Below are 18,674 nucleotides of genomic sequence, written 5' to 3'. Positions count from 1 at the left end.
GCAGTCGGCATGATTCGCAAACTGATTCGTCGCGTCCTGCGACTGCCGCTGCGTCCGCAAGGTGGAGCGGAGGCGGTGCCGTTCAAGAAGCATGGTATTGCCCGCGAGCACCTGAGTGGTCCGGCCCTGAAAGTCACCGACAAGCTGCAGGCTGCGGGGTATACCGCACTGGTGGTGGGCGGTGCGGTGCGCGACCTGCTGCTGGGCAAGTCGCCCAAGGACTTTGATATTGCCACCAATGCGACGCCGGAACAGGTGCAGCAGGTGTTTGGTCGTCGCGCCCGCATCATTGGCCGCCGCTTTCGCATTGTGCATGTCCCGTTCGGGCAGGAAATCATTGAAGTCACCACCTTCCGTGGCGACGCGGATGAGGTGCACACCGACGAAGAGACCGGCCGTATTCTGCGCGACAATGTATGGGGCGATCAGGAGCAGGATGCCCGGCGACGCGACTTTACCGCCAACGCGCTCTACTATGACCCGGCCAAGCAGGTGATCTACGACTACCACCATGGCATTCGGGATTTGCAGCGCAAGCAGCTGGTGATGATCGGCGACCCCGAGCGGCGTTACCGCGAAGATCCGGTGCGCATGCTGCGCGCGGTCCGGCTGGCGGCCAAGCTGGGTTTGAACATCGAAAAAGACACCGCTGCACCGTTCGCCAACCTGATCACGCTGCTGGACGACGTGCCACAGGCGCGGCTGTTTGATGAGCTGACCAAGGTGCTGGTGTCTGGGGCGGCTGAAGCATGCCTGGTGGAATTGCACCGTACCGGCGTCTATCGAGCCGTACTGCCGCAACTCGATCGCCTGATGCGGGATGAGGAGGATCGTGCTTTCCTGCTAGCGGCCATGCGCGCCACCGACCTGCGCATTGCGCAAGACAAGCCGGTGAATCCGGCGTTCCAGCTGGCCGCCTTGCTGTGGCCGGAAGTGCGCCAGCAAGCACAGGAACTGGAGGCCGATGGCCAAAGTGTGCTGCAGGCCAATCTGGGCGCAATCGAAGAGGTGCTGGATCGCGCCCGTGGCATGGTGCCGGCCCGCCTGGCCAGCACCATGCGGGAGATCTGGTCCTTGCAGCCCCGCTTCGAATCCCGCAGTGGTCGCCGTCCCTTCCGTCAACTGGAGCACCCGCGCTTCCGCGCCGCCTATGATTTTCTGCTGTTGCGAGCCGAGAACGGCGAGGTGGAGACGGAGCTGGCCGAGTGGTGGACCCGCTTTCAGGATGTCGACGCACATACCCAGACCGAGATGCTGCAACCGGAACGCAGTGGTACCGCCAAGAAGCGTCGCCGTCGTCGTCGCAAGCCAGCAGGTGAGGGTACGTCGTCCACCGGATCAGCGGAGGACTGATGGCGGTTGCCTATATCGGCATGGGGGGCAATCTGGGCGATCCGGTGGCCCTGATGCAGACCGCGGCCCGGCAACTGGCGGCCCACCCGGCCGTCACCCTGGTTGAGCTGTCGCCCTTCTATCGCAGCGCCCCGGTGGGCTATGTGGACCAACCCGATTTCATCAATGCGGTGGCCCGGCTGGACGTGATGCTGCTGCCGCATGAGGTGCTGGATCTGCTGCAGCAGCTGGAGCGGGAGGCCGGACGCGAGCGCTTGTTCCAGAATGCGCCCCGGACGCTGGATCTGGACCTGTTGCTGTATGATGAGCTGTGTCTGCAGGATGAGCGGCTGACCGTGCCACATCCCCGCATGCACCAGCGCGCCTTTGTGCTGCGGCCGTTGCTGGATCTGGCGCCGACCTTGCATCTTCCGGGCCTGGGTTCGGCGCAGGCGGCGTTACAACAGTGTGCAGATCAGGTGGTGCTGCCGTGGTCACCGGAACATGAGGTAGTACGCAAGGACTGACTGCAACCGGCTGGAAGGAGCACTATGTCGCGGCAATACCGGTATATCGTGGTGGAAGGCCCGAGCGGGGTAGGCAAAACGGCACTGGCTCGCCGGCTTGCAGAACATTACCAGTCTCGGCTGTTGCTGGATGCCCCGGAAGACAACCCGTTCCTGCCGCGCTTCTATGCTGACCCGCAACGCTATGCCCTGCCCACCCAGCTGGCCTTTCTGTTTCAGCGCCTGCGCCAGCTGGAGGAAACGGCCCAGCCCGACCTGTTTGACAGCGGCCTGGCGGCGGACTTTCTGCTGGAGAAAGACGCGCTGTTTGCCGAATTGCTGCTGTCCAACGATGAGTACAGCCTGTACCTCGATCTGTACCAGAAGCTGACCAGTAACTTGCCACAGCCTGATTTGGTGATCTGCCTGCAAGCCTCGCCCAACTGGCTGGTGGAGCATGTGCGGCGTCATAATTACCCGCACCTGCCCCAAGTCGGGGATGGCTTGTTGCGGCGCCTGGCGCAGCGCTACAGCAGTTTTTTCTACCGCTATCAGGATGCCCCGCTGCTGATGGTGAATGTCGAGCATTTACAGCTTGAACAGGACGCGGATTTTGCGCTATTGTTGCGACGCATCAACGAGATGCGTGGCCAGCGCGAGTTTTTCAACAAGGGCGACTAGACCAACGCAGCCGGAATACGGGTTGTACCCCAGAAGAAATGCCACAGGAAGACCGCAGCTGTTTCTGCGGTCTGTGCATTTCTGGGGTCATCAGCCTTGAAAATTACCAAGCAACCGCTTGCTTGTTTAAAACGGATGGGATGACCATGCAAGTCACCGTGACCACTTTGCAGTCCATGGCGCAGCAAGGGCAAAAGATCGCCATGCTGACCTGTTATGACGCTACCTTTGCCCACGTCGAAGATGAAGCCGGGGTGGACGTGGTGCTGGTCGGGGACTCCCTCGGCATGGTAATCCAGGGGCATGGCTCCACCTTGCCGGTGACGCTGGAGGACGTGGAGTATCACACCCGCTGTGTGGCCAGCAAGCTGCAGCGCGCCATGCTGGTGACCGACCTGCCGTTTGGCAGCTATCAGGTCAGCCCGCAGCAGGCGTTTGCCAGTGCGGCGCGGCTGATGGCAGCCGGTGCCCATATGGTCAAGCTGGAGGGTGGCAGCCATATGGTGGACACCGTTCGCTTTCTGACCGAGCGTGGTATTCCGGTGTGCGCCCATCTGGGGCTGACCCCGCAGTTCGTCAACGTATTTGGTGGCTACAAGGTGCAAGGCCGCAATGAAGAGGCGGCCGAGCGGGTCAAGCGGGAGGCGCTGGAGCTGCAGGCCGCTGGTGCCGGGCTGCTGGTGCTGGAGGCCATCCCTGCTCAGCTGGCTGCTGAGGTGACGGCGGCCATGCAGACCTGCCCGACCATCGGTATCGGTGCTGGGGTGGATTGCCACGGCCAGGTATTGGTGCTGCAGGACATGCTGGACATCTTCCCTGGCAAGAAGGCCCGCTTCGTCAAAAACTTCATGCAAGGGCAACCCAGCATCCAGGCAGCAGTGGCACGCTATGTGGATGAAGTGAAAGCCCGCCAGTTTCCGGCGGCAGAACACAGTTACTGAGGAGCGGAGTGATGCAGGTACTGGAGAGCATTGCGGAGGTCCGCGCTTTTCGCAAGCAGGTGGGGCGGCTGGGCTTTGTGCCGACCATGGGCAATCTGCACGACGGCCATTTGTCCCTGCTGCGGGCCAGCCGTCCGCACTGCGATGCCGTGTTGACCAGCATCTTCGTCAATCGCTTGCAATTTGGACCCAATGAGGATTTTGACCGCTACCCGCGCACGCGGGAGGACGATCTGGCCTTGCTGGAAGCGGCGGGCTGCGAGGCGGTGTTTTACCCGACTGAAGCCACTCTGTATCCACAACCACAGGTGGTGGCCGTCGACCCGCCCGGAGAGCTGGCCAGCATCCTGTGCGGGGCTTTTCGCCCCGGTCATTTCAAAGGCGTGACAACCGTCGTGGCCAAGCTGTTCAATATTGTCCAGCCGGACGTGGCAGCGTTTGGCCTCAAGGACTACCAGCAGTATTTCCTGATCCGCCAGATGGTCGAGCAACTGGAAATCCCCGTGCAATTGCTGGCGGTGGATACCGGTCGGGCCGAGGATGGTCTGGCGCTGAGCTCGCGCAACCGCTACCTGAGCGAGGGCGAGCGGGCAGAAGCGCCTCGTTTGTACCGCTTGTTGCAGCAAGTGGCGACTGCTGTGGGACGTGGTGAGGACGCCAGCCAAGCATGCCAGCAGGCGATGGCAGAATTAGAGCAGTCCGGCTGGCAGCCACAGTATCTGGAAGTACGTGATGCCGATACCCTGCTGCCACTGGCAGCAAGCAGCCACCACAAGGTAGTGCTGGCCGCTGCCTATCTGGGCAAGACCCGTCTGATCGACAATCTGATGTTCTGACCTGGTCGATCAGCTGCCAACGCCGGTTTGCTTGCGGGTACAGCCGACGTTGGAGAAGCTCCAGAGCAGGCTGTTGTTTTGTGCTGTGGGCTGCAATTGCACTGTGCAGCCTGCCAATCCCCCGGTGCCCTGAATGTTGATGATGGCGGAGCTTTGCATGGTGACGTCACCAAACTTGACCTTCCAGACCAGTGGGTTAGGGATCGGGTCAATGTACTCACTGGTGCGCAGTTCTGCAAAGGAATCGCATAAGCTGGCCTGTGATCCATTCTCATTCATGCACTGTGCGATGCCCAGCTTTAATGCCATCACACCGCCAAAGTTGTCCTGCCAGCGGCTGCGGGTGACGTAGTCCTGGTACTGCGGGATGGCAATGGCCGCCAGGATGCCGATGATGGCAACCACGATCATCAACTCAATCAGTGTAAAGCCCTGTCGCAGGGTTTTGCCCATGACGCGCTCCTTGCTAATGGTCTCTGCCCGCCATGGCGGGCTTATGTCTTCAGACTTCATTAGCAAGAATGATGCCTTGTCATGGAGCGGACTAAAGCTGTCATTTGGTACCAGTGACACGACAAGCTGCGGCGGGATGTGACCTTGTACGTCAGTCTCGGGAGCGCTCAGGACGGGTTTGACTCGGAGCCTCACCAAAGCAACGCCGGTAGGCCGTAGCAAAGTTGCCACTCTGGGCATAACCCGCCAGAGCCGCTGCCTGCTGAATGGTGCCGCCGTCCAGCAGATGATCACGGGCCTGTTGCAAGCGGTTTTGCCGCAGATAGTGCAACACACTGCAGCCAAAGGCTTGCATGAAGTGGCGCTGCAGGCTGGCGGCGCTGGTGGCAAACTGGCTGGCCAGTTGCTGCAGGCTGGGCGTCGTGTCAGCGGGCAGGGCGTGCAGGTAGTCCCGCAGTTGTGACATGCGTTGCTGCACGCGTGGGGGTAGCGCACGGTCTGCTGGTGGAGCCTGCAAGACTTCATGCGCCATCGCCAGGCTCAGGCTCTCCAGTTGCAAGAGGGCGAGACCGGCATTGCCCAGTCGACTGTCCAGCACGGCATCTGCCAGTGCGTGTAATCGGGCCGAGGGCCGCCAGCGCCGCGTTTGCAGGTGTTGCTCAGGCAGCGCGGCGTGCCGTAGCAGATCATGTGTGTGCAGCCAGTCTGCGCTCATGCCGAGGTGAACCTTGCGTACCCGGATACCGCGCCGGGCCTGCCGGATCAACCGTTCCGGCTGCTGAAGCTGCAGCAAGGTCGCCTCACCCCGCCTAGGTGTATGGTCTGCACATTCCGCGCTGCCATAGCGTAATGCCACATCCCCTTCCAGCAGCAGGGTGAAGCCCAGCCCTGCTTCTGCGACGACTTCACTGTGCAGATCCTGCAGGTTGAGCACGTCCGAGCAATGCAGGCTCAAGCCGTTGCCCCAATCGTGTGTCCGAAATACGCCTTGCAGCATGCCGCTCGGGTGGGTCTGGCCGTGCAGTTGGTAGTGTGGGCCCCAGAGGCGGGCGTGCGCGAGCAGGTCGGACCGGTCAAGGATGTGGTGCAGCATGGTTTGATTCTTTTGCAAAACAGTTTGAGTGGCGTGCAAAACGCAAAAGGCAACAACCTCGCCATACTAGGCGCCGTTCCATTTTGTTGCAATCAATTCTCATTCAATGGTTGAAGAAATGATCAAAACCATGCAGAAAAAGGGTTATTCAGGGCAGGCTAAGGCAAGGGGGCGCCGTATGGTGGCCGTGGTTGGGCTGGCGCTGGCAGGGTGGGCTCAGGCTGAACAAGCCAGTTTACCGACGATCCAGGTAGTGGGTGAAATCGACAATGCCACTTTGCGGGCCAATCCCGAGACCCTGGCACGCAAACAAGCCAAGGACATCCGCGACATCTTCAACGATGCCCCCGGTATCACGGTGGGTGGTGGGGGTCTGTCGGCCGCGCAGAAGGTGTACATCCGGGGTCTGGAAGATACCTTGCTCAATGTCACCATTGACGGCGCCACACAAAGTGGCAACCTGTATCACCACCAGAGCCGATTGATGATTGACCCGGCGCTGGTGGAAAAAGTCGAGGTCGAGAAGGGCACCGCCTCTGCCACGGCGGGGCCGGGTGCGCTGGCCGGCGCGGTGCGGGTGCAAACCCGTAATGCCCGTGACCTGCTGCAGCCCGGTGAGCGAGTGGGTGCCCGCCTGAGTCAGGGCTGGCAGAGCAACGAAGGCTGGCGTAGTAGCGCGCTGGTATACGGGCGCTTTACCGATACAGTCGACGCCATGCTGTCCTACTCGCGGCAGCAGAACCATGATTATGAGGACGGCAATGGTCAGCGGCAAATCAACAGCGCGTCGCAACGTGATAGCTGGTTGGCCAAGCTTAACTGGCAACCCTCTGCCCGGCAGCAGCTGACACTGAGCCACAACCATGAGCGTGACAAAGGGGTGCGTAACCAGCGGCCGAACATGGTGGCCTGGGCCACCAACCAGCCGTTGCCGCAGACGCTGGAGCGCGATACCACCACCGTGTCATACCGGCAGAAAGAAGAGGGTGGTGTGCCCGGCATTCAGGCCAGCCTGTACCACACCCAAGCCCGCTCTACCCGCCAGACCACAAGCCGTCTGGCGGGCGAAGAAGTGGCCAGCCATGGGATGGATGTGACGCTGGAGTCTACCCTCGGCCGTCACCGCCTGCAGTACGGCCTCAACTGGCGGGAAGACCATGCTCAGGCGCTGAGTCCGGTCAACCGCTACAACGCCAGCGTGACCAACGGTGCGGATAATCGCGCTGAAGAGGATAGTCGGGTCGCCGGGTTGTTTGTTGAAGACAAGATCACCCTGGGTGAGCAGTGGCAGCTGGCGCTCGGCCTGCGGCATGACCGCTATGCCTACAAGGACAACCACAGCCAGACCTACCGCAGCAGTGGCTGGAGCCCCAGTGGCGCGCTGACTTTTGCTCCAAATGATGACTGGCTGATCACGGCCAGCAGTGCACGCAGTCTGCGCGGGGTGGGCTTGAAGGAAGGTTTTGACCTGGACACCCTGATTGGCGGCGAGATTGTCCGTAACCTGCCCAATCAGAAAGCCGAGCGCGCGCAAAAGCACGAGCTGGAAGTGCAGTATCAAGCAGATGGCTGGAAGGTCGGGGGCAGTGTGTTCCGCCAGCGTATCGACAACTATGTGGCCGGGCTGGACGACGGGCGCGGCAACTCGGGGGCCGTACGCATCCGGGGTTTTGAGCTGGGCCTGCAGTACAGCCAGGCGCGCTGGAATGCCGGGGTCAGCCTGTCGCGCAGCAAGCCGGAGTGGGATGGTCGCGCTTTGGCGGATTACGACTTTGGCCTGGGCAGCACCTATGGGAAGACCCTGCTGGCCAATGCGAGCTACCGCTTCCCGGCACAGCGGGTAGAGCTGGGCTGGAACGGCAAGTGGGTGACGGCACTGCGCTACACCCCTTACAACGGTAAAGAGCAGGTCAAGCCGGGGTACAACGTCCATGACGTCTATGTACGCTGGCAGCCGGTTGAAAAGGAAAAGCTGTTCCTGACCCTGACGGTGCAGAACCTGTTCAACAAAGCCTATTACGACCATGCCACCTATGGCTATCACGCCGGGATGAAACGGCTGATCGGCTTGCCTGAGCCGGGTCGCAGCATTCGTCTGGATGCCAGCTGGCAATTCTGAACCACTTGATGCCGGCCACCTCTTGGTGTGGTCGGCGAGGGAAATGCCCATCATGTTGCAAAGTGAAGCCATTGTGCAGACCAGCGAGGCATCGCGTCTGCTGTTCAAGCTGTGCAAGCATTTTGCCCGCAAGATTGACGTGCAGTTCGACGAACGGCAAGCCCAGGCCAGTTTCCCCTGGGGGGCCTGTCACATGCAGGCCACAGCGGAAGACCTGGTCTTTCGCTGCCAGGCCAGCAGTGCGGACACGCTGCAGCAATTGCAAACCGTGCTGCAAGCGCACCTGGAACTGCTGACCCGCAAGGCACCGCTGACCTGTTGCTGGTCGCAGCCGCTGGACTTATCGTAGAATAGAAATGATGATGAAAAGCATACTCAGTTATTTTTACAAGGCTGGCCTGCTGCTCGGTTTACTGCTCCCGCTGGGCCAGATCAAGGCGGAAACCGTAACGGATCTGGCCGGACGTCAGGTCAAGCTGCCTGCCAAAGTGGAGCGCATTGTGTTGGGCGAGGGGCGCTTGCTGTATACGCTGGCCTTGCTGGAAGGCAAGCAGCCGCTCAAGCGCATCGCGGGCTGGCAGGGCGACCTCAAACTGCTGGATGGGCAGACCTATCGGCAGTATCAGAAACAGTTTCCCGAGATTGAGCGTATCCCCCTGATCGGCAAGGCGGATGAAGAGTCGGTCAGCTCGGAGAAAGTGCTGGCGGTACGGCCGGATCTGGCCATCTTTACGCTGGCGGGGCATGGTCCGGATGTCGACAGCAAGGTGCTGCATGATCTGGAGAAAGCCGGGGTGCCGGTGGTGTTTGTCGACTTCCGTGTTTCGCCGCTCACCCACACCGTACCCAGCATGCGTTTATTGGGCAAGGCCCTGCAGCGTGAGCAGGAGGCCGAGCGTTTCATCGGCTTCTACCAGCAGGAAATGGACAAGGTCCGCCAAGCACTGACCAAACTACCCGGCAACCAGCGCCCGGCGGTGCTGGTGGATTTACGGGGTGGCAGCATGCCGCAGATGATGTCACCCGGCAAAGGCAGCCTGGGCGAGATGGTGGCGTTTGCCGGTGGCCGCAATCTGGCCGCAGATTGGGTACCCGGCGCCATGGGTGAGGTGAGCGTGGAGAAGGTCTTGGCTGCCCGCCCGCCTTTTTACCTGCTGACCGGCGCCAATGCCCCGGATGCGGCCAGTGGCCTGAAAATGGGGGCGGAGATTGACGCCAGACTCGCAAGAGACAGCCTGTTGCAGACCGCGCGACGCGGGCAGCTGGGCCAACTGCCCGCCATCCGGCAAGGGCAGGTGCTGGGTGCCTGGCATCACTTCTACAACACACCGCTGCACGTGGTGCTGGTGCAAGCCATGGCGCGCTGGATGCACCCGGACCTGATGCAGCAGGTGAACCCGCAGCAAACCTGGCTTCGGCTGCATCAGCAGTTCCTGGCCGTTGCCCCAAGCGGCACGTACTGGGTCAGCGGGCATTGAGCGTCGCACTCGCCCTGCAGCACAGCCAGCTGCGCATCGAGCGTCGCCGTCAGGCCTTGCTGGGTGTGCTGCTGCTGGCGTGCCTGCTGAGCTTGCTGCTGGATGGCATCACCGGCCCCTCGGCACTGACACTGCGAGAGTGGTGGCAGACCCTGTGGCAACCAGGGCAGGCCGACCCGATTGCCCGCACCATTGTCTGGGACATTCGCCTGCCAGCCGCACTGCTGGCGGTGTTGACGGGCGTGGCGCTTGGGGTGGCCGGCGCCGAGATGCAGACCATTCTGGATAATCCACTGGCGGATGCCTTCACCCTGGGGCTGGCCCCGGCGGCGGCCTGCGGCGCGGCGTTGGCCATGGTGCTGGGTGTCAGCCTGCCGGGATTGGCGACGGCCTGGCTGGTACCGGGCAACGCCTTTCTGTTTGCTATGGGCACCGCACTGTTGCTGGACCAGCAGGCACGACGCCCCGGCGCAGACCGGCAGGCCGTGCTGCTGTTCGGCATCGCACTGGTGTTCGCCTTCAACGCGCTGCTGTCGCTGGTGCAGTTCCTCGCCTCCGCAGAGGATTTGCAAGGGCTGGTGTTCTGGATCATGGGCGGCTTTGGTCATGCTTCGTGGACGGCTGTGGCGGTCCTGGCCGGGGCGCTGTTGCTGGTGCTGCCATGGTGGTGGCGCACACGCTGGATGATGACGGCTTTTCGCCTGGGTGAGGCACGGGCACGCGGCTTGGGGGTGCCGGTACAGCGGGTGCGGCGACAGGCCCTGCTGCGTGTCAGCTTGCTGGCTGCGCTGGCTGTGGCCTTTACCGGCACCATTGGTTTTATTGGCCTGATGGCGCCACCGCTGGCGCAACGCATGGTGGGGGATGATCAGCGATACGCCATCCCGGCCAGTGGCCTGATTGGCGGTGTGCTGCTATCGCTGGCCGCGTTGCTGAGCAAGAACCTGATGCCGGGGGTCATGATTCCGGTGGGCATCATCATGGCCCTGCTGGGGGTGCCCGCGTTCCTGTGGCTGGTGCTGCGGCGCACCGGGGGCGTGGCATGAAGCAACTGTATTGGCAGGACCTGACCGTCGGCTATCGTCAGCGGCCGGTCTTGCAGGGCTTGTCCTGTCAAGCGCTACGGGCGGGTGAGCTGGTGGCCGTGCTGGGGCCGAATGGTTGTGGTAAATCGACCTTGCTGCGCGCCTTGATGGGCGAGATTCCGGCGGAAGGCACCCTGTGGCAGGATGGCGCCCCGGTGAGCCGGGCGACGCTGGCGGCACAAGCAGCCTGCCTGCCGCAGGCGCTGCCACCCCCCTCCCGCCTGAGCGTGCTGGAGGCGCTGCGGCTGGCGCGACAGCTGTCTGGCGACACCGCTGCAACCCGTTATGCCGAGCTGGCCAGCATGTTGCATGCCATGGATCTGCAGGAACAGGCGCATACACCACTGGCAGAGCTCTCAGGTGGCCAGCGGCAGCGTGTCGGCATCGCGCAGGCGCTATTGCGGCAGCCGCGCCTGCTGCTGCTGGATGAGCCACTCAGCGCATTGGACCTGTACCAGCAACATCAGGTCATGGCCTGGTTGAAAGCAGAGACGCAGACCCGGCAGATGATCACCATCCTGGTGCTGCATGACCTGAACATCGCCTTGCGCCATGCCGATCAAGTGCTGCTGATGCACCGGGGAGGGCTCTATGCCCAGGGGCGACCGGAGCAGGTGATTCGCCCGGACACGCTGCGAACGGTTTACGCCATCGACACCCGCTTGGAAACCTGCTCGCAAGGGCGGCACTGGCTGATGGTGGATGGTGCAGCACAAGGCTTTCCGCCACTTTGAATGCCGGCATCCGCGCCGGGCAGGTGACCCGCCTGCGGCTTTGGACAGCATTAAGCCGGATCGCGTCTTCCTTTGGCTGGCCTTGGGATGAGGCGCCTAGCATGGGCGCTGTTATGGCGTAACGGACGCCTGACCCTGCAGCAATGACATCGCCATGACAGCAGGGGCCAAGGGTGCCGAATCTGGTTAATGCTGATCATGTCTCACACTGCCCTTGCTGCGCCTGCGCGCTCTTTTGTATCCACCCAAGCCTGGTCCACGGTCTGGTGGGCGTATCGCCAGTTTTCCGATCGAAAGGGGCAGCGGCTGGGGCGCAAGCTTCGCTTTCTGTCGCGCTCCTTGTTTTACTGGCAGGGGAGTGTGTGCTGGTTCCAGCTGTTGCAGCAAACCAGCCTCGGCACCTTGGCGAAACGCGAGGGGGCCTTCTGGGAGCGGGTGCATCGCCCGTTTTTTGATTGTCGCTTGACAGCTGCCGAGCGGGCCGAACTGCTGCTGAACCACTATCGCCTGTTGTTTACCTTGCTCAAGCCGGGATTGGTGGAGTCCATCCTGAATGGGCAAGGCTGGCCATTGGCACAGCTACAGGGCAAGAGCGGTGCTGTGTATACCCTGCAGTTCACTCGCAATGGCAAGTTCGACAAGGAGGGCGGCATGTGCCTGCAGCTCCTCACCGAAGGCCGGGTGCTGGTGACCTTGACCCTGCTGCTGGCTGAAGGTGCAGAGGGGCGTGTGATCAAGGTGGGGGGCGCACAAGGCGGCCTGAACTGCCGGGATGTGCTTAAGCAAGCCACGCGTGACCTGCATGGCATTCAGCCAAGGCTGCTGCTGGTGGAGGCGTTGCGCCGGGTGGCGCGCTGGTTTGCGGCAGCGCGTATCGAAGCCATTACCCAGGCCCAGCATGTCTACCGGGCAGGCCGCTACAGCTGGAAAAAACAGATCCAGATGGACTATGTGGCGTTGTGGGAGATGTGTGGCGGCTCGCGCCGTGCAGACGGGCTTTATGATATTCCGCTGCAGGCGCCGGAACGGTCGCGGGAGATCCCCGCCAACAAGCGTGCTGAATACCGGCGGCGAGAGGCCTTGTACCAGGACATGAGCGAGCAGATGTATCAGACCCTGTACCTGCAGCAGGCCTGACCCGGCGTTAATCCAGCAGATGCCCCATGCGCCGCCGCTTGGTTTCCAGGTAGGCGGCGTTTTCATCGTTGGCTTCCACGATGTGTTCCACCCGCTCCAGAATCGTGATGCCCGCCGCCTCCAGCGCGTCCAGCTTTTGCGTATTGTTGCTCATCAGACGTACCGAACGTACGCCCAGTTGCTGCAGCATGTTGACGGCATCGTGGTACTCGCGGCCATCCACCGGCAGGCCCAGTGCCAGATTGGCGTCTACGGTATCGAGCCCACTATCCTGCAGCCGATAAGCATCAATCTTGTGGGCAAGACCAATGCCACGGCCTTCGTGGCCGCGCAGATACAGCAGCACGCCACGCCCTTCCTGCACAATGCGCTGCAAGGCGCGGTCCAGCTGTTCGCCACAATCACAACGCAGCGAGCCAAACGCATCGCCCGTCAGGCATTCGGAATGCAGCCGAGCCAGTACCCCGTCACCGGCGACTTCTCCGATGGTCAGGGCGAGGTGTTCTACACCATTGTCCGGGTTGCGGAAGGCATGGGCGTCAAACTCACCATGGCGGGTGGGCAAACGGGCGCTGGCAATTTTTTCCAGAGGCGGTGTCATCAGGTGCAGATCGGTCAGGGCGGCCACAGGCCAGCCGGGTTGAAACAGTAGACAGCAGGTGCATCCTGCATGCGCTATAAATCAGGGCATGTTGCCTGTTTTCAAGTATACACCTGTCCATTGGTCTGGATGCCGCCCCATGGCAGGTCTAAAGCAGGCGCAGGCTGACGTATGCTGACCTTTTTGACAGGAGGGGACCAAGATGTGGCGCTTGTTCTGTGTGTTTCTGCTGTGCTGTAGCGGACCGTTGCTGGCGGCCCCCGCGCTGACCCTGAAGTCTGCCCGGCAGACGGTGACGTATGAGCTGGCTACCTTGCAGGGGCAGTCTGGATTGCGCGGCATCACCATCCCGAATGACGTCGCCTACAACCGCAGCATGCAGTATCAGGCGCTGCCGCTGGCACCGCTGCTGCGGCAGGCGGGCTTTCAGCCTGGCGACCAGTTGCGGCTGGTGGCGCTGGATGGCTTTGCCATGACCGCGGATGCCGCGCCTTTTCTGAATGAACAGGGGGCACAAGCCTGGCTGGCAGTAGAAAATCCGCAAGCGCCGTGGCCGCCGCTGAAGCCCGGTAAGCCCGGTGCCGGGCCACTGTATGTGGTGTGGACCCATCCGGAGCAAGGCAAGGTCACCGCAGAGATGTGGCCGTACCAGCTGGCCATGATCGACCGGGTGGCCCCGCTGGAAGAGCGCTTCCCCATGCTGCTGCCCGATGCCGCCTTGCCACGGCAAGGCGCGGTCTGGCAGGGGTTTGCCCATTTCAAGCAACATTGTCTGGCCTGCCACAGCCTGAACAAAGGGGGCGATGCCCGCCTGGGGCCGGACCTGAATGTGCCGTATAACCCGACGGAGTACCTGGGCGAGCGCTTCCTGCGTCAGCTGATCCGCGACCCGAAGAGCTTGCGCTGGTGGGAAAAAGGGCAGATGCCCGCCTTGAGTGCGCAAAGCCTGTCGGATGCGCAGCTGGGTGAATTGCTGCAGTACCTGCAGCATATGGCCGGGCGCAAGGTTACACCTTAAGCGATGTCAGTAGCAGGCCCGGTTCAGGCGTGACCGGGCCGCGGTGATGACTTCATCGCAACTCAAGCCGATCGGCCCGCCCTGCTGGGCGACCGCATCGTCGGCGGCTGCACCATGCAGCCAGATTGCGCCGAGCAGGGCGTCACCGGCCGCCATGCCTTGTGCCAGCAGGGCCGCCACCATGCCCGCCAGCACATCGCCCATGCCCGCCACCGCCAGGCCGGGGTTACCGCTGCCGTTCACCCACCATTGCCCATCCGGGCTGGCCACAATGCTGCCTGCGCCTTTCAGCACCACCCAAGCCTTGAATTGCTGTGCCAACTGCAAGGCGTGCTGTATGCGGTCTGCCTGAATATCCGCGACGGTGCAGCCAAGCAGGCGGGCAGCTTCCAGCGGGTGCGGGGTGAGCAGGGTTGGCGCTGGCCGCTGCTGTACCGTGGTGTGTAACGCCGGGTGTGCGCCCAGCAAGGTTAGTGCATCGGCGTCCAGCAGCAGCGGTGCTGTGCTGTGCAGCGACTGCTGCAGGAGCTGCAAAGCCGCATGTTCCAGCCCCATGCCCGGCCCGACCACCAGTGCTTCCAGCGCTTGTGTGCAGAGCGTGTCTGCGGGTTGTTGCATCAACTGCAGGTGGGATACATCCAGCGGCAGTGGCGACAGCCCGCCCAGCCACACCCGCCCGGCACCCAGCTGCAGCGCTGCGCGCCCGGCCAGCAAGGCCGCGCCCTGCATGCCTGCCGCACCACCGATGATACCCACCCGCCCGAAGCGGCCCTTGTGGCTGTCATGCGGCCGTGCAGGCAAATGGGTGGTCAACTGATCCAGTCTCCAGCCATCGGTCACGCTAAGGTCGTCCAGCAGTGGGGCAATGCACACCTCACCCGCATGATCTCGGCCGGCTCCGGTCCACAGGCCCGGTTTGTCGCTGAGGAAGGTCAGCGTGTGCTGGGCGTGTACCGCCGGACCGGTAGGGTAGCCCGTATCGGCCTGCAGGCCGCTGGGAATGTCTAACGCCAGGATGCGGCGGGCGTGCAGATGGAGGTAGTTCACGGCTTCGGCATACTGTCCTTGCAGCGGGCGCTGCAAGCCAATGCCGAACAGGCCATCCACCCCCCAGTCCCACTGCTGCGCCGGTGGCAGACTGGTGTGCAGCGGGCAGTCTGCCGCACGCAATCGCTGCAGGGCCGCAGCGGCATCGCCGGGTAGTCGCGCCTCCTCGCCCAGCCACACCAGATGCAGCGGTACGCCGCGCTGGTGCAGGTGGCGGGCCATCACCAGCGCGTCGCCCCCATTATTGCCGGGGCCTGCCAGCAGCAGTAACCGGTCCCCGGCCTGCAGGCGCGGCAGCAGCCAGTCTGCCGCTGCCTGCCCCGCCCGCTCCATCAGGGGCGGCTGTAGGTGGGCATGCTGCATTTCCAGCTGCCGCAAGGCGAAGCTGCGCAGACAAGGGGGCAGGTTGGGGCGATCGCAATCAGACATGGGCAGCTTTCTGCAGCTCGGATGGGAAAACGTTCTTTTGCCGGCACCACATTCCAAGTAAAATCAAGCGTTTTGAACCTCCGGCCATCAGGCCGGATGGACCGCCACGCGGGCGGCAACCGGTACAGGCTAGATGAGTATGCGCACTTTTCAGGATCTGATTCTAACGCTGCAACAGTATTGGGGTAAGCAGGGCTGCGCCTTGCTGCAACCCTACGATATGGAAATGGGCGCCGGGACCAGCCATACCGCCACCTTCCTGCGGGCCATCGGCCCGGAGCCATGGCGCGCCGCCTATGTACAGCCCTCACGCCGCCCGAAGGATGGTCGCTACGGTGAAAACCCCAACCGGCTGCAGCACTATTACCAGTTTCAGGTGGCGTTGAAGCCGAACCCGGACAATATCCAGGAACTGTACCTCGACAGCCTGCGTGCCGTGGGCATCGACCCGACCGTGCACGACATCCGCTTTGTTGAGGATGACTGGGAAAACCCGACGCTGGGGGCCTGGGGCCTTGGCTGGGAGGTGTGGCTCAATGGCATGGAGGTGACCCAGTTCACCTACTTCCAGCAAGTGGGTGGGCTGGACTGCAAGCCGGTGCTGGGTGAAATCACCTATGGGCTGGAGCGGCTGGCCATGTACATCCAGGGCGTGGAAAATGTCTACGACCTGGTGTGGGCGGAAGGTCCGGACGGCAGCAAGATCTGGTACCGCGATGTCTACCATCAGAACGAAGTGGAGCAGTCCACTTACAATTTTGAACACAGCAATGTCGACGGCCTGTTCACGCTGTTCAACTACTTCGAGTCCGAGGCCAAGCGCCTGCTGGAAGTGATGAATACGCAGCAGGTGGGGCTGGCGCTGCCGGTGTACGAAATGGTGCTGAAGGCCGCGCATACCTTCAACCTGCTGGATGCTCGTGGCGCCATCTCGGTGACCGAGCGAGCAGCCTATATTGGCCGCATCCGCAATCTGGCCCGTGCTGTGGCGCAAGCGTTTTATGATAGCCGCGAAGCGCTGGGTTTCCCGATGTGCAAGCAGGGCTAATACCTGCCGCCAGCCATGATTTTCACACCTGCTGCGGCAGGTGTCGCCCGGATGAGATAGACCATGCAAGACACCCTGTTGATTGAGTTGCACACCGAAGAATTGCCGCCCAAGGCGCTGGCGCGCCTGGGGCAGGTTTTCGCCCAGACCCTGTGCGAAGAGCTGCAGAAACTGCAGCTGGTGGAGGCCGGGGTGGAATGGCAGCCGTTTGCCAGCCCGCGCCGCCTGGCGGTGCGGATCCCGCAGGTGCGGGCGCAGCAGCCCGAGCAGCAGATCGAGCGTAAAGGCCCGGCGGTGGCCTCTGGCCTGAAAGACGGCCAGCCCACCCCGGCGCTGCTCGGCTTTGCCCGCTCCTGCGGCGTGGAATGGAACACCTTGCAGACCATGCCGGACGGCAAGCAGGAGGTGTTTGTCTACCGCAGCCGGCGGGACGGCGAGCCGCTGGCCAGCCTGCTGCCGGATGTGCTGCAGCTGGCAGTGAAGAAGCTGCCGATCCCCAAGGTGATGCGCTGGGGCGATTCCGACGTACAGTTCGTGCGCCCGGTGAAAAGCCTGATCGCACTGCACGGCAGCGCCGTGTTGCCGGTATCGGTGCTGGCATTGCAGGCAGGTCGGGATACCCGTGGTCACCGCTTCCTCTCGGAGGGCGTACTCACCATCGCGCATGCGGATGATTACGCGCGGGTGCTGTTCGAGCAGGGCAAGGTGGTGGCCAGTACCGCTGCGCGCAAGGCGCTGATCGAGCGTGAGCTGCAGCAAGCGGCTGAGCGGCTGGATGCAGTGATTGGCGCCGAACCGGAGCTGATCGACGAAGTGACGGCGCTGGTAGAGTGGCCCAAGGTCTATGTCGGCGAGTTCGACGCGGGCTTCCTCAAAGTGCCGCAAGAGTGCCTGATGCTGACCATGCAGCAAAACCAGAAGTATTTCCCGTTGCTGGACCGCCAAGGCAAGCTGCTGCCGCGCTTCCTGCTGGTGTCCAATCTGGAAACGGCTGACCCCTCACACATCATTCAGGGCAATGAGCGGGTGCTGCGCGCGCGCCTGTCGGACGCGCAGTTCTTCTTCGAGCAAGATCAGAAGCACCCGCTGGACAGTCGCATCCCGCGTCTGGCCGAAGTGGTGTACCACAACAAGCTGGGCTCGCAGCTGCAACGGGTCAGCCGCCTGCAGGCGCTGGCAGCTGAGATTGCCGCGCTGCTGGGGGCGGACCGTGCGCTGGCCAGCCGTGCCGCTGGTTTGGCCAAGGCTGACCTGCTGTCCGACATGGTGGGGGAATTCCCTGAGCTGCAAGGCATCATGGGTACCTACTATGCCCGTCTGGATGGCGAGCACGATGAGGTGGCTGCGGCCATTGAGGGGCATTACCACCCGCGCTTTGCCGGTGACAGTCTGCCGCAAGGCCCGGTCGCACTCAGCGTGGCGCTGGCCGACAAGCTGGAAACGCTGGTGGGCATCTATGGTATTGGCCTGATTCCGACCGGCGACAAAGACCCGTTTGCCCTGCGCCGCGCTGCGCTGGGGGTGCTGCGCATGCTGGTGGAAGCCGAGCTGCCGCTGTCCTTGCCGCAATTGCTGCAGATGACGGCGGATACCTTCGAGCCGGGCGTGCTGGCAGCCGATGTGGTGGCAGGCGTCAACGGTTTCATGCAGGATCGCCTGAAGCATTTGCTGTCTGGCGAATTTGATCCGCGTGAGGTGGAGGCTGTACTGGCGCTGCAACCGGCGCAGCTGGATCGCGTGCGTGCCCGTCTGGCAGCGGTGGCCGAATTCCGCCGCCTGCCGGAGGCGGCAGCCTTGGCCGCCGCCGACAAGCGTATCCGCAACATTCTGAAAAAGGTCAGCGAGCCCTTGCCGGAGGTCGACCCGGCCCGTTTGCAGGAAGACGTTGAACGGGCCTTGTTTGATGCTACCCGCGCCTTGGAAGCACCGGTCCACGCCGCCCTGCTGCAGGGCGACTACACCGGCGGCCTGAAACAGCTGGCGGGCCTGCGTGCGCCGGTGGATGCCTTCTTCGATCAGGTGATGGTGATGGCCGACGATCTGGCGGTACGACAGAACCGCCTGGCCCTGTTGCAGGCGCTGGCCGGTTTGATGAATCAGGTGGCGGAAATCGCCTTGCTGGCCGACTGAGTGAGC

At 62.7% G+C, this 18,674-nt stretch carries 18 protein-coding genes; 14 read left to right on the top strand and 4 right to left on the bottom strand.

What is annotated here, in order from left to right:
* Positions 1 to 9: 9 nt before the first annotated feature.
* From pcnB to panC, 5 genes are all read left to right on the top strand, one after another.
* Positions 10 to 1,353, top strand: coding sequence for a polynucleotide adenylyltransferase PcnB (gene pcnB, locus ACE3O2_RS14785; protein ID WP_374338770.1), 1,344 nt, complete (start codon positions 10 to 12; stop codon positions 1,351 to 1,353).
* On the top strand, positions 1,353 to 1,859 hold the full coding sequence (folK, locus tag ACE3O2_RS14780) for a 2-amino-4-hydroxy-6-hydroxymethyldihydropteridine diphosphokinase (protein ID WP_374338768.1): 507 nt from the start codon (positions 1,353 to 1,355) through the stop codon (positions 1,857 to 1,859). Before pcnB ends, folK begins: the two co-directional genes overlap by 1 nt.
* A 24-nt stretch (positions 1,860 to 1,883) precedes the next feature.
* The gene (locus ACE3O2_RS14775) at positions 1,884 to 2,519 is read left to right on the top strand and encodes a deoxynucleoside kinase (RefSeq protein ID WP_374338766.1); all 636 of its coding nucleotides are present in this window, start codon (positions 1,884 to 1,886) and stop codon (positions 2,517 to 2,519) included.
* A 146-nt stretch (positions 2,520 to 2,665) separates the two neighbouring features.
* Positions 2,666 to 3,460, top strand: a complete 795-nt coding sequence (gene panB, locus ACE3O2_RS14770; protein WP_374338764.1) for a 3-methyl-2-oxobutanoate hydroxymethyltransferase — start codon at positions 2,666 to 2,668, stop codon at positions 3,458 to 3,460.
* Between the two features lie 11 nt (positions 3,461 to 3,471).
* Positions 3,472 to 4,296 (top strand): pantoate--beta-alanine ligase, encoded by an 825-nt coding sequence (gene panC / locus ACE3O2_RS14765; RefSeq protein ID WP_374338762.1) that lies wholly within the window; start codon positions 3,472 to 3,474, stop codon positions 4,294 to 4,296.
* Positions 4,297 to 4,305: 9 nt separating this feature from the next.
* On the opposite strand, the gene ACE3O2_RS14760 is transcribed toward panC, so the two are convergent.
* Together ACE3O2_RS14760 and ACE3O2_RS14755 are read right to left on the bottom strand one after the other, a co-directional pair.
* Positions 4,306 to 4,749 carry a prepilin-type N-terminal cleavage/methylation domain-containing protein gene (locus ACE3O2_RS14760; RefSeq protein ID WP_168878385.1) on the bottom strand — a complete coding sequence of 148 codons (444 nt, stop codon included), beginning with the start codon at positions 4,747 to 4,749 and terminating at the stop codon, positions 4,306 to 4,308.
* 151 nt (positions 4,750 to 4,900) lie between these two features.
* Positions 4,901 to 5,842: a helix-turn-helix transcriptional regulator gene (locus ACE3O2_RS14755; protein ID WP_374338760.1), complete on the bottom strand. Its 942-nt coding sequence runs from the start codon at positions 5,840 to 5,842 to the stop codon at positions 4,901 to 4,903.
* Between the two features lie 178 nt (positions 5,843 to 6,020).
* Here ACE3O2_RS14755 and ACE3O2_RS14750 point away from each other — a divergent pair, with 178 nt between their 5' ends.
* From ACE3O2_RS14750 to ACE3O2_RS14725, 6 genes are all read left to right on the top strand, one after another.
* The gene (locus tag ACE3O2_RS14750; RefSeq protein WP_374338758.1) at positions 6,021 to 7,961 is read left to right on the top strand and encodes a TonB-dependent receptor domain-containing protein; all 1,941 of its coding nucleotides are present in this window, start codon (positions 6,021 to 6,023) and stop codon (positions 7,959 to 7,961) included.
* 52 nt (positions 7,962 to 8,013) lie between these two features.
* On the top strand, positions 8,014 to 8,310 hold the full coding sequence (locus ACE3O2_RS14745) for a DUF2218 domain-containing protein (RefSeq protein ID WP_374338756.1): 297 nt from the start codon (positions 8,014 to 8,016) through the stop codon (positions 8,308 to 8,310).
* 7 nt (positions 8,311 to 8,317) lie between these two features.
* On the top strand, positions 8,318 to 9,439 hold the full coding sequence (locus ACE3O2_RS14740) for an ABC transporter substrate-binding protein (RefSeq protein ID WP_374338754.1): 1,122 nt from the start codon (positions 8,318 to 8,320) through the stop codon (positions 9,437 to 9,439).
* Positions 9,436 to 10,485, top strand: a complete 1,050-nt coding sequence (locus tag ACE3O2_RS14735; protein ID WP_374338752.1) for a FecCD family ABC transporter permease — start codon at positions 9,436 to 9,438, stop codon at positions 10,483 to 10,485. The genes ACE3O2_RS14740 and ACE3O2_RS14735 overlap by 4 nt, the downstream gene beginning before the upstream one ends.
* A complete protein-coding gene (locus ACE3O2_RS14730) occupies positions 10,482 to 11,258 on the top strand; it encodes an ABC transporter ATP-binding protein (protein WP_374338750.1) in 777 nt (258 codons plus the stop codon). The genes ACE3O2_RS14735 and ACE3O2_RS14730 overlap by 4 nt, the downstream gene beginning before the upstream one ends.
* Before the next feature lie 198 nt (positions 11,259 to 11,456).
* On the top strand, positions 11,457 to 12,395 hold the full coding sequence (locus ACE3O2_RS14725) for a VirK/YbjX family protein (protein WP_374338748.1): 939 nt from the start codon (positions 11,457 to 11,459) through the stop codon (positions 12,393 to 12,395).
* Between the two features lie 7 nt (positions 12,396 to 12,402).
* Here ACE3O2_RS14725 and ribA read toward each other — a convergent pair whose 3' ends face one another.
* Complete coding sequence (gene ribA / locus ACE3O2_RS14720; protein ID WP_168878434.1) at positions 12,403 to 12,996, bottom strand: GTP cyclohydrolase II; 594 nt, start codon at positions 12,994 to 12,996, stop codon at positions 12,403 to 12,405.
* Positions 12,997 to 13,198: 202 nt separating this feature from the next.
* Here ribA and ACE3O2_RS14715 point away from each other — a divergent pair, with 202 nt between their 5' ends.
* Positions 13,199 to 14,014 (top strand): cytochrome c, encoded by an 816-nt coding sequence (locus tag ACE3O2_RS14715; protein ID WP_374338746.1) that lies wholly within the window; start codon positions 13,199 to 13,201, stop codon positions 14,012 to 14,014.
* Between the two features lie 6 nt (positions 14,015 to 14,020).
* On the opposite strand, the gene ACE3O2_RS14710 is transcribed toward ACE3O2_RS14715, so the two are convergent.
* Complete coding sequence (locus ACE3O2_RS14710; RefSeq protein WP_374338744.1) at positions 14,021 to 15,490, bottom strand: NAD(P)H-hydrate dehydratase; 1,470 nt, start codon at positions 15,488 to 15,490, stop codon at positions 14,021 to 14,023.
* A 139-nt stretch (positions 15,491 to 15,629) separates the two neighbouring features.
* Between ACE3O2_RS14710 and glyQ the strand changes: the two genes are divergently transcribed.
* Both glyQ and glyS read left to right on the top strand, forming a co-directional pair.
* Complete coding sequence (gene glyQ / locus ACE3O2_RS14705; RefSeq protein ID WP_205882143.1) at positions 15,630 to 16,538, top strand: glycine--tRNA ligase subunit alpha; 909 nt, start codon at positions 15,630 to 15,632, stop codon at positions 16,536 to 16,538.
* 63 nt (positions 16,539 to 16,601) lie between these two features.
* Positions 16,602 to 18,668, top strand: a complete 2,067-nt coding sequence (glyS, locus tag ACE3O2_RS14700; protein ID WP_374338742.1) for a glycine--tRNA ligase subunit beta — start codon at positions 16,602 to 16,604, stop codon at positions 18,666 to 18,668.
* Positions 18,669 to 18,674: the final 6 nt, after the last annotated feature.

Source organism: Leeia sp., from assembly GCF_041909055.1.
Lineage (GTDB): Bacteria > Pseudomonadota > Gammaproteobacteria > Burkholderiales > Leeiaceae > Leeia > Leeia aquatica.
This window is presented reverse-complemented; position numbering and strand designations above follow the sequence as displayed.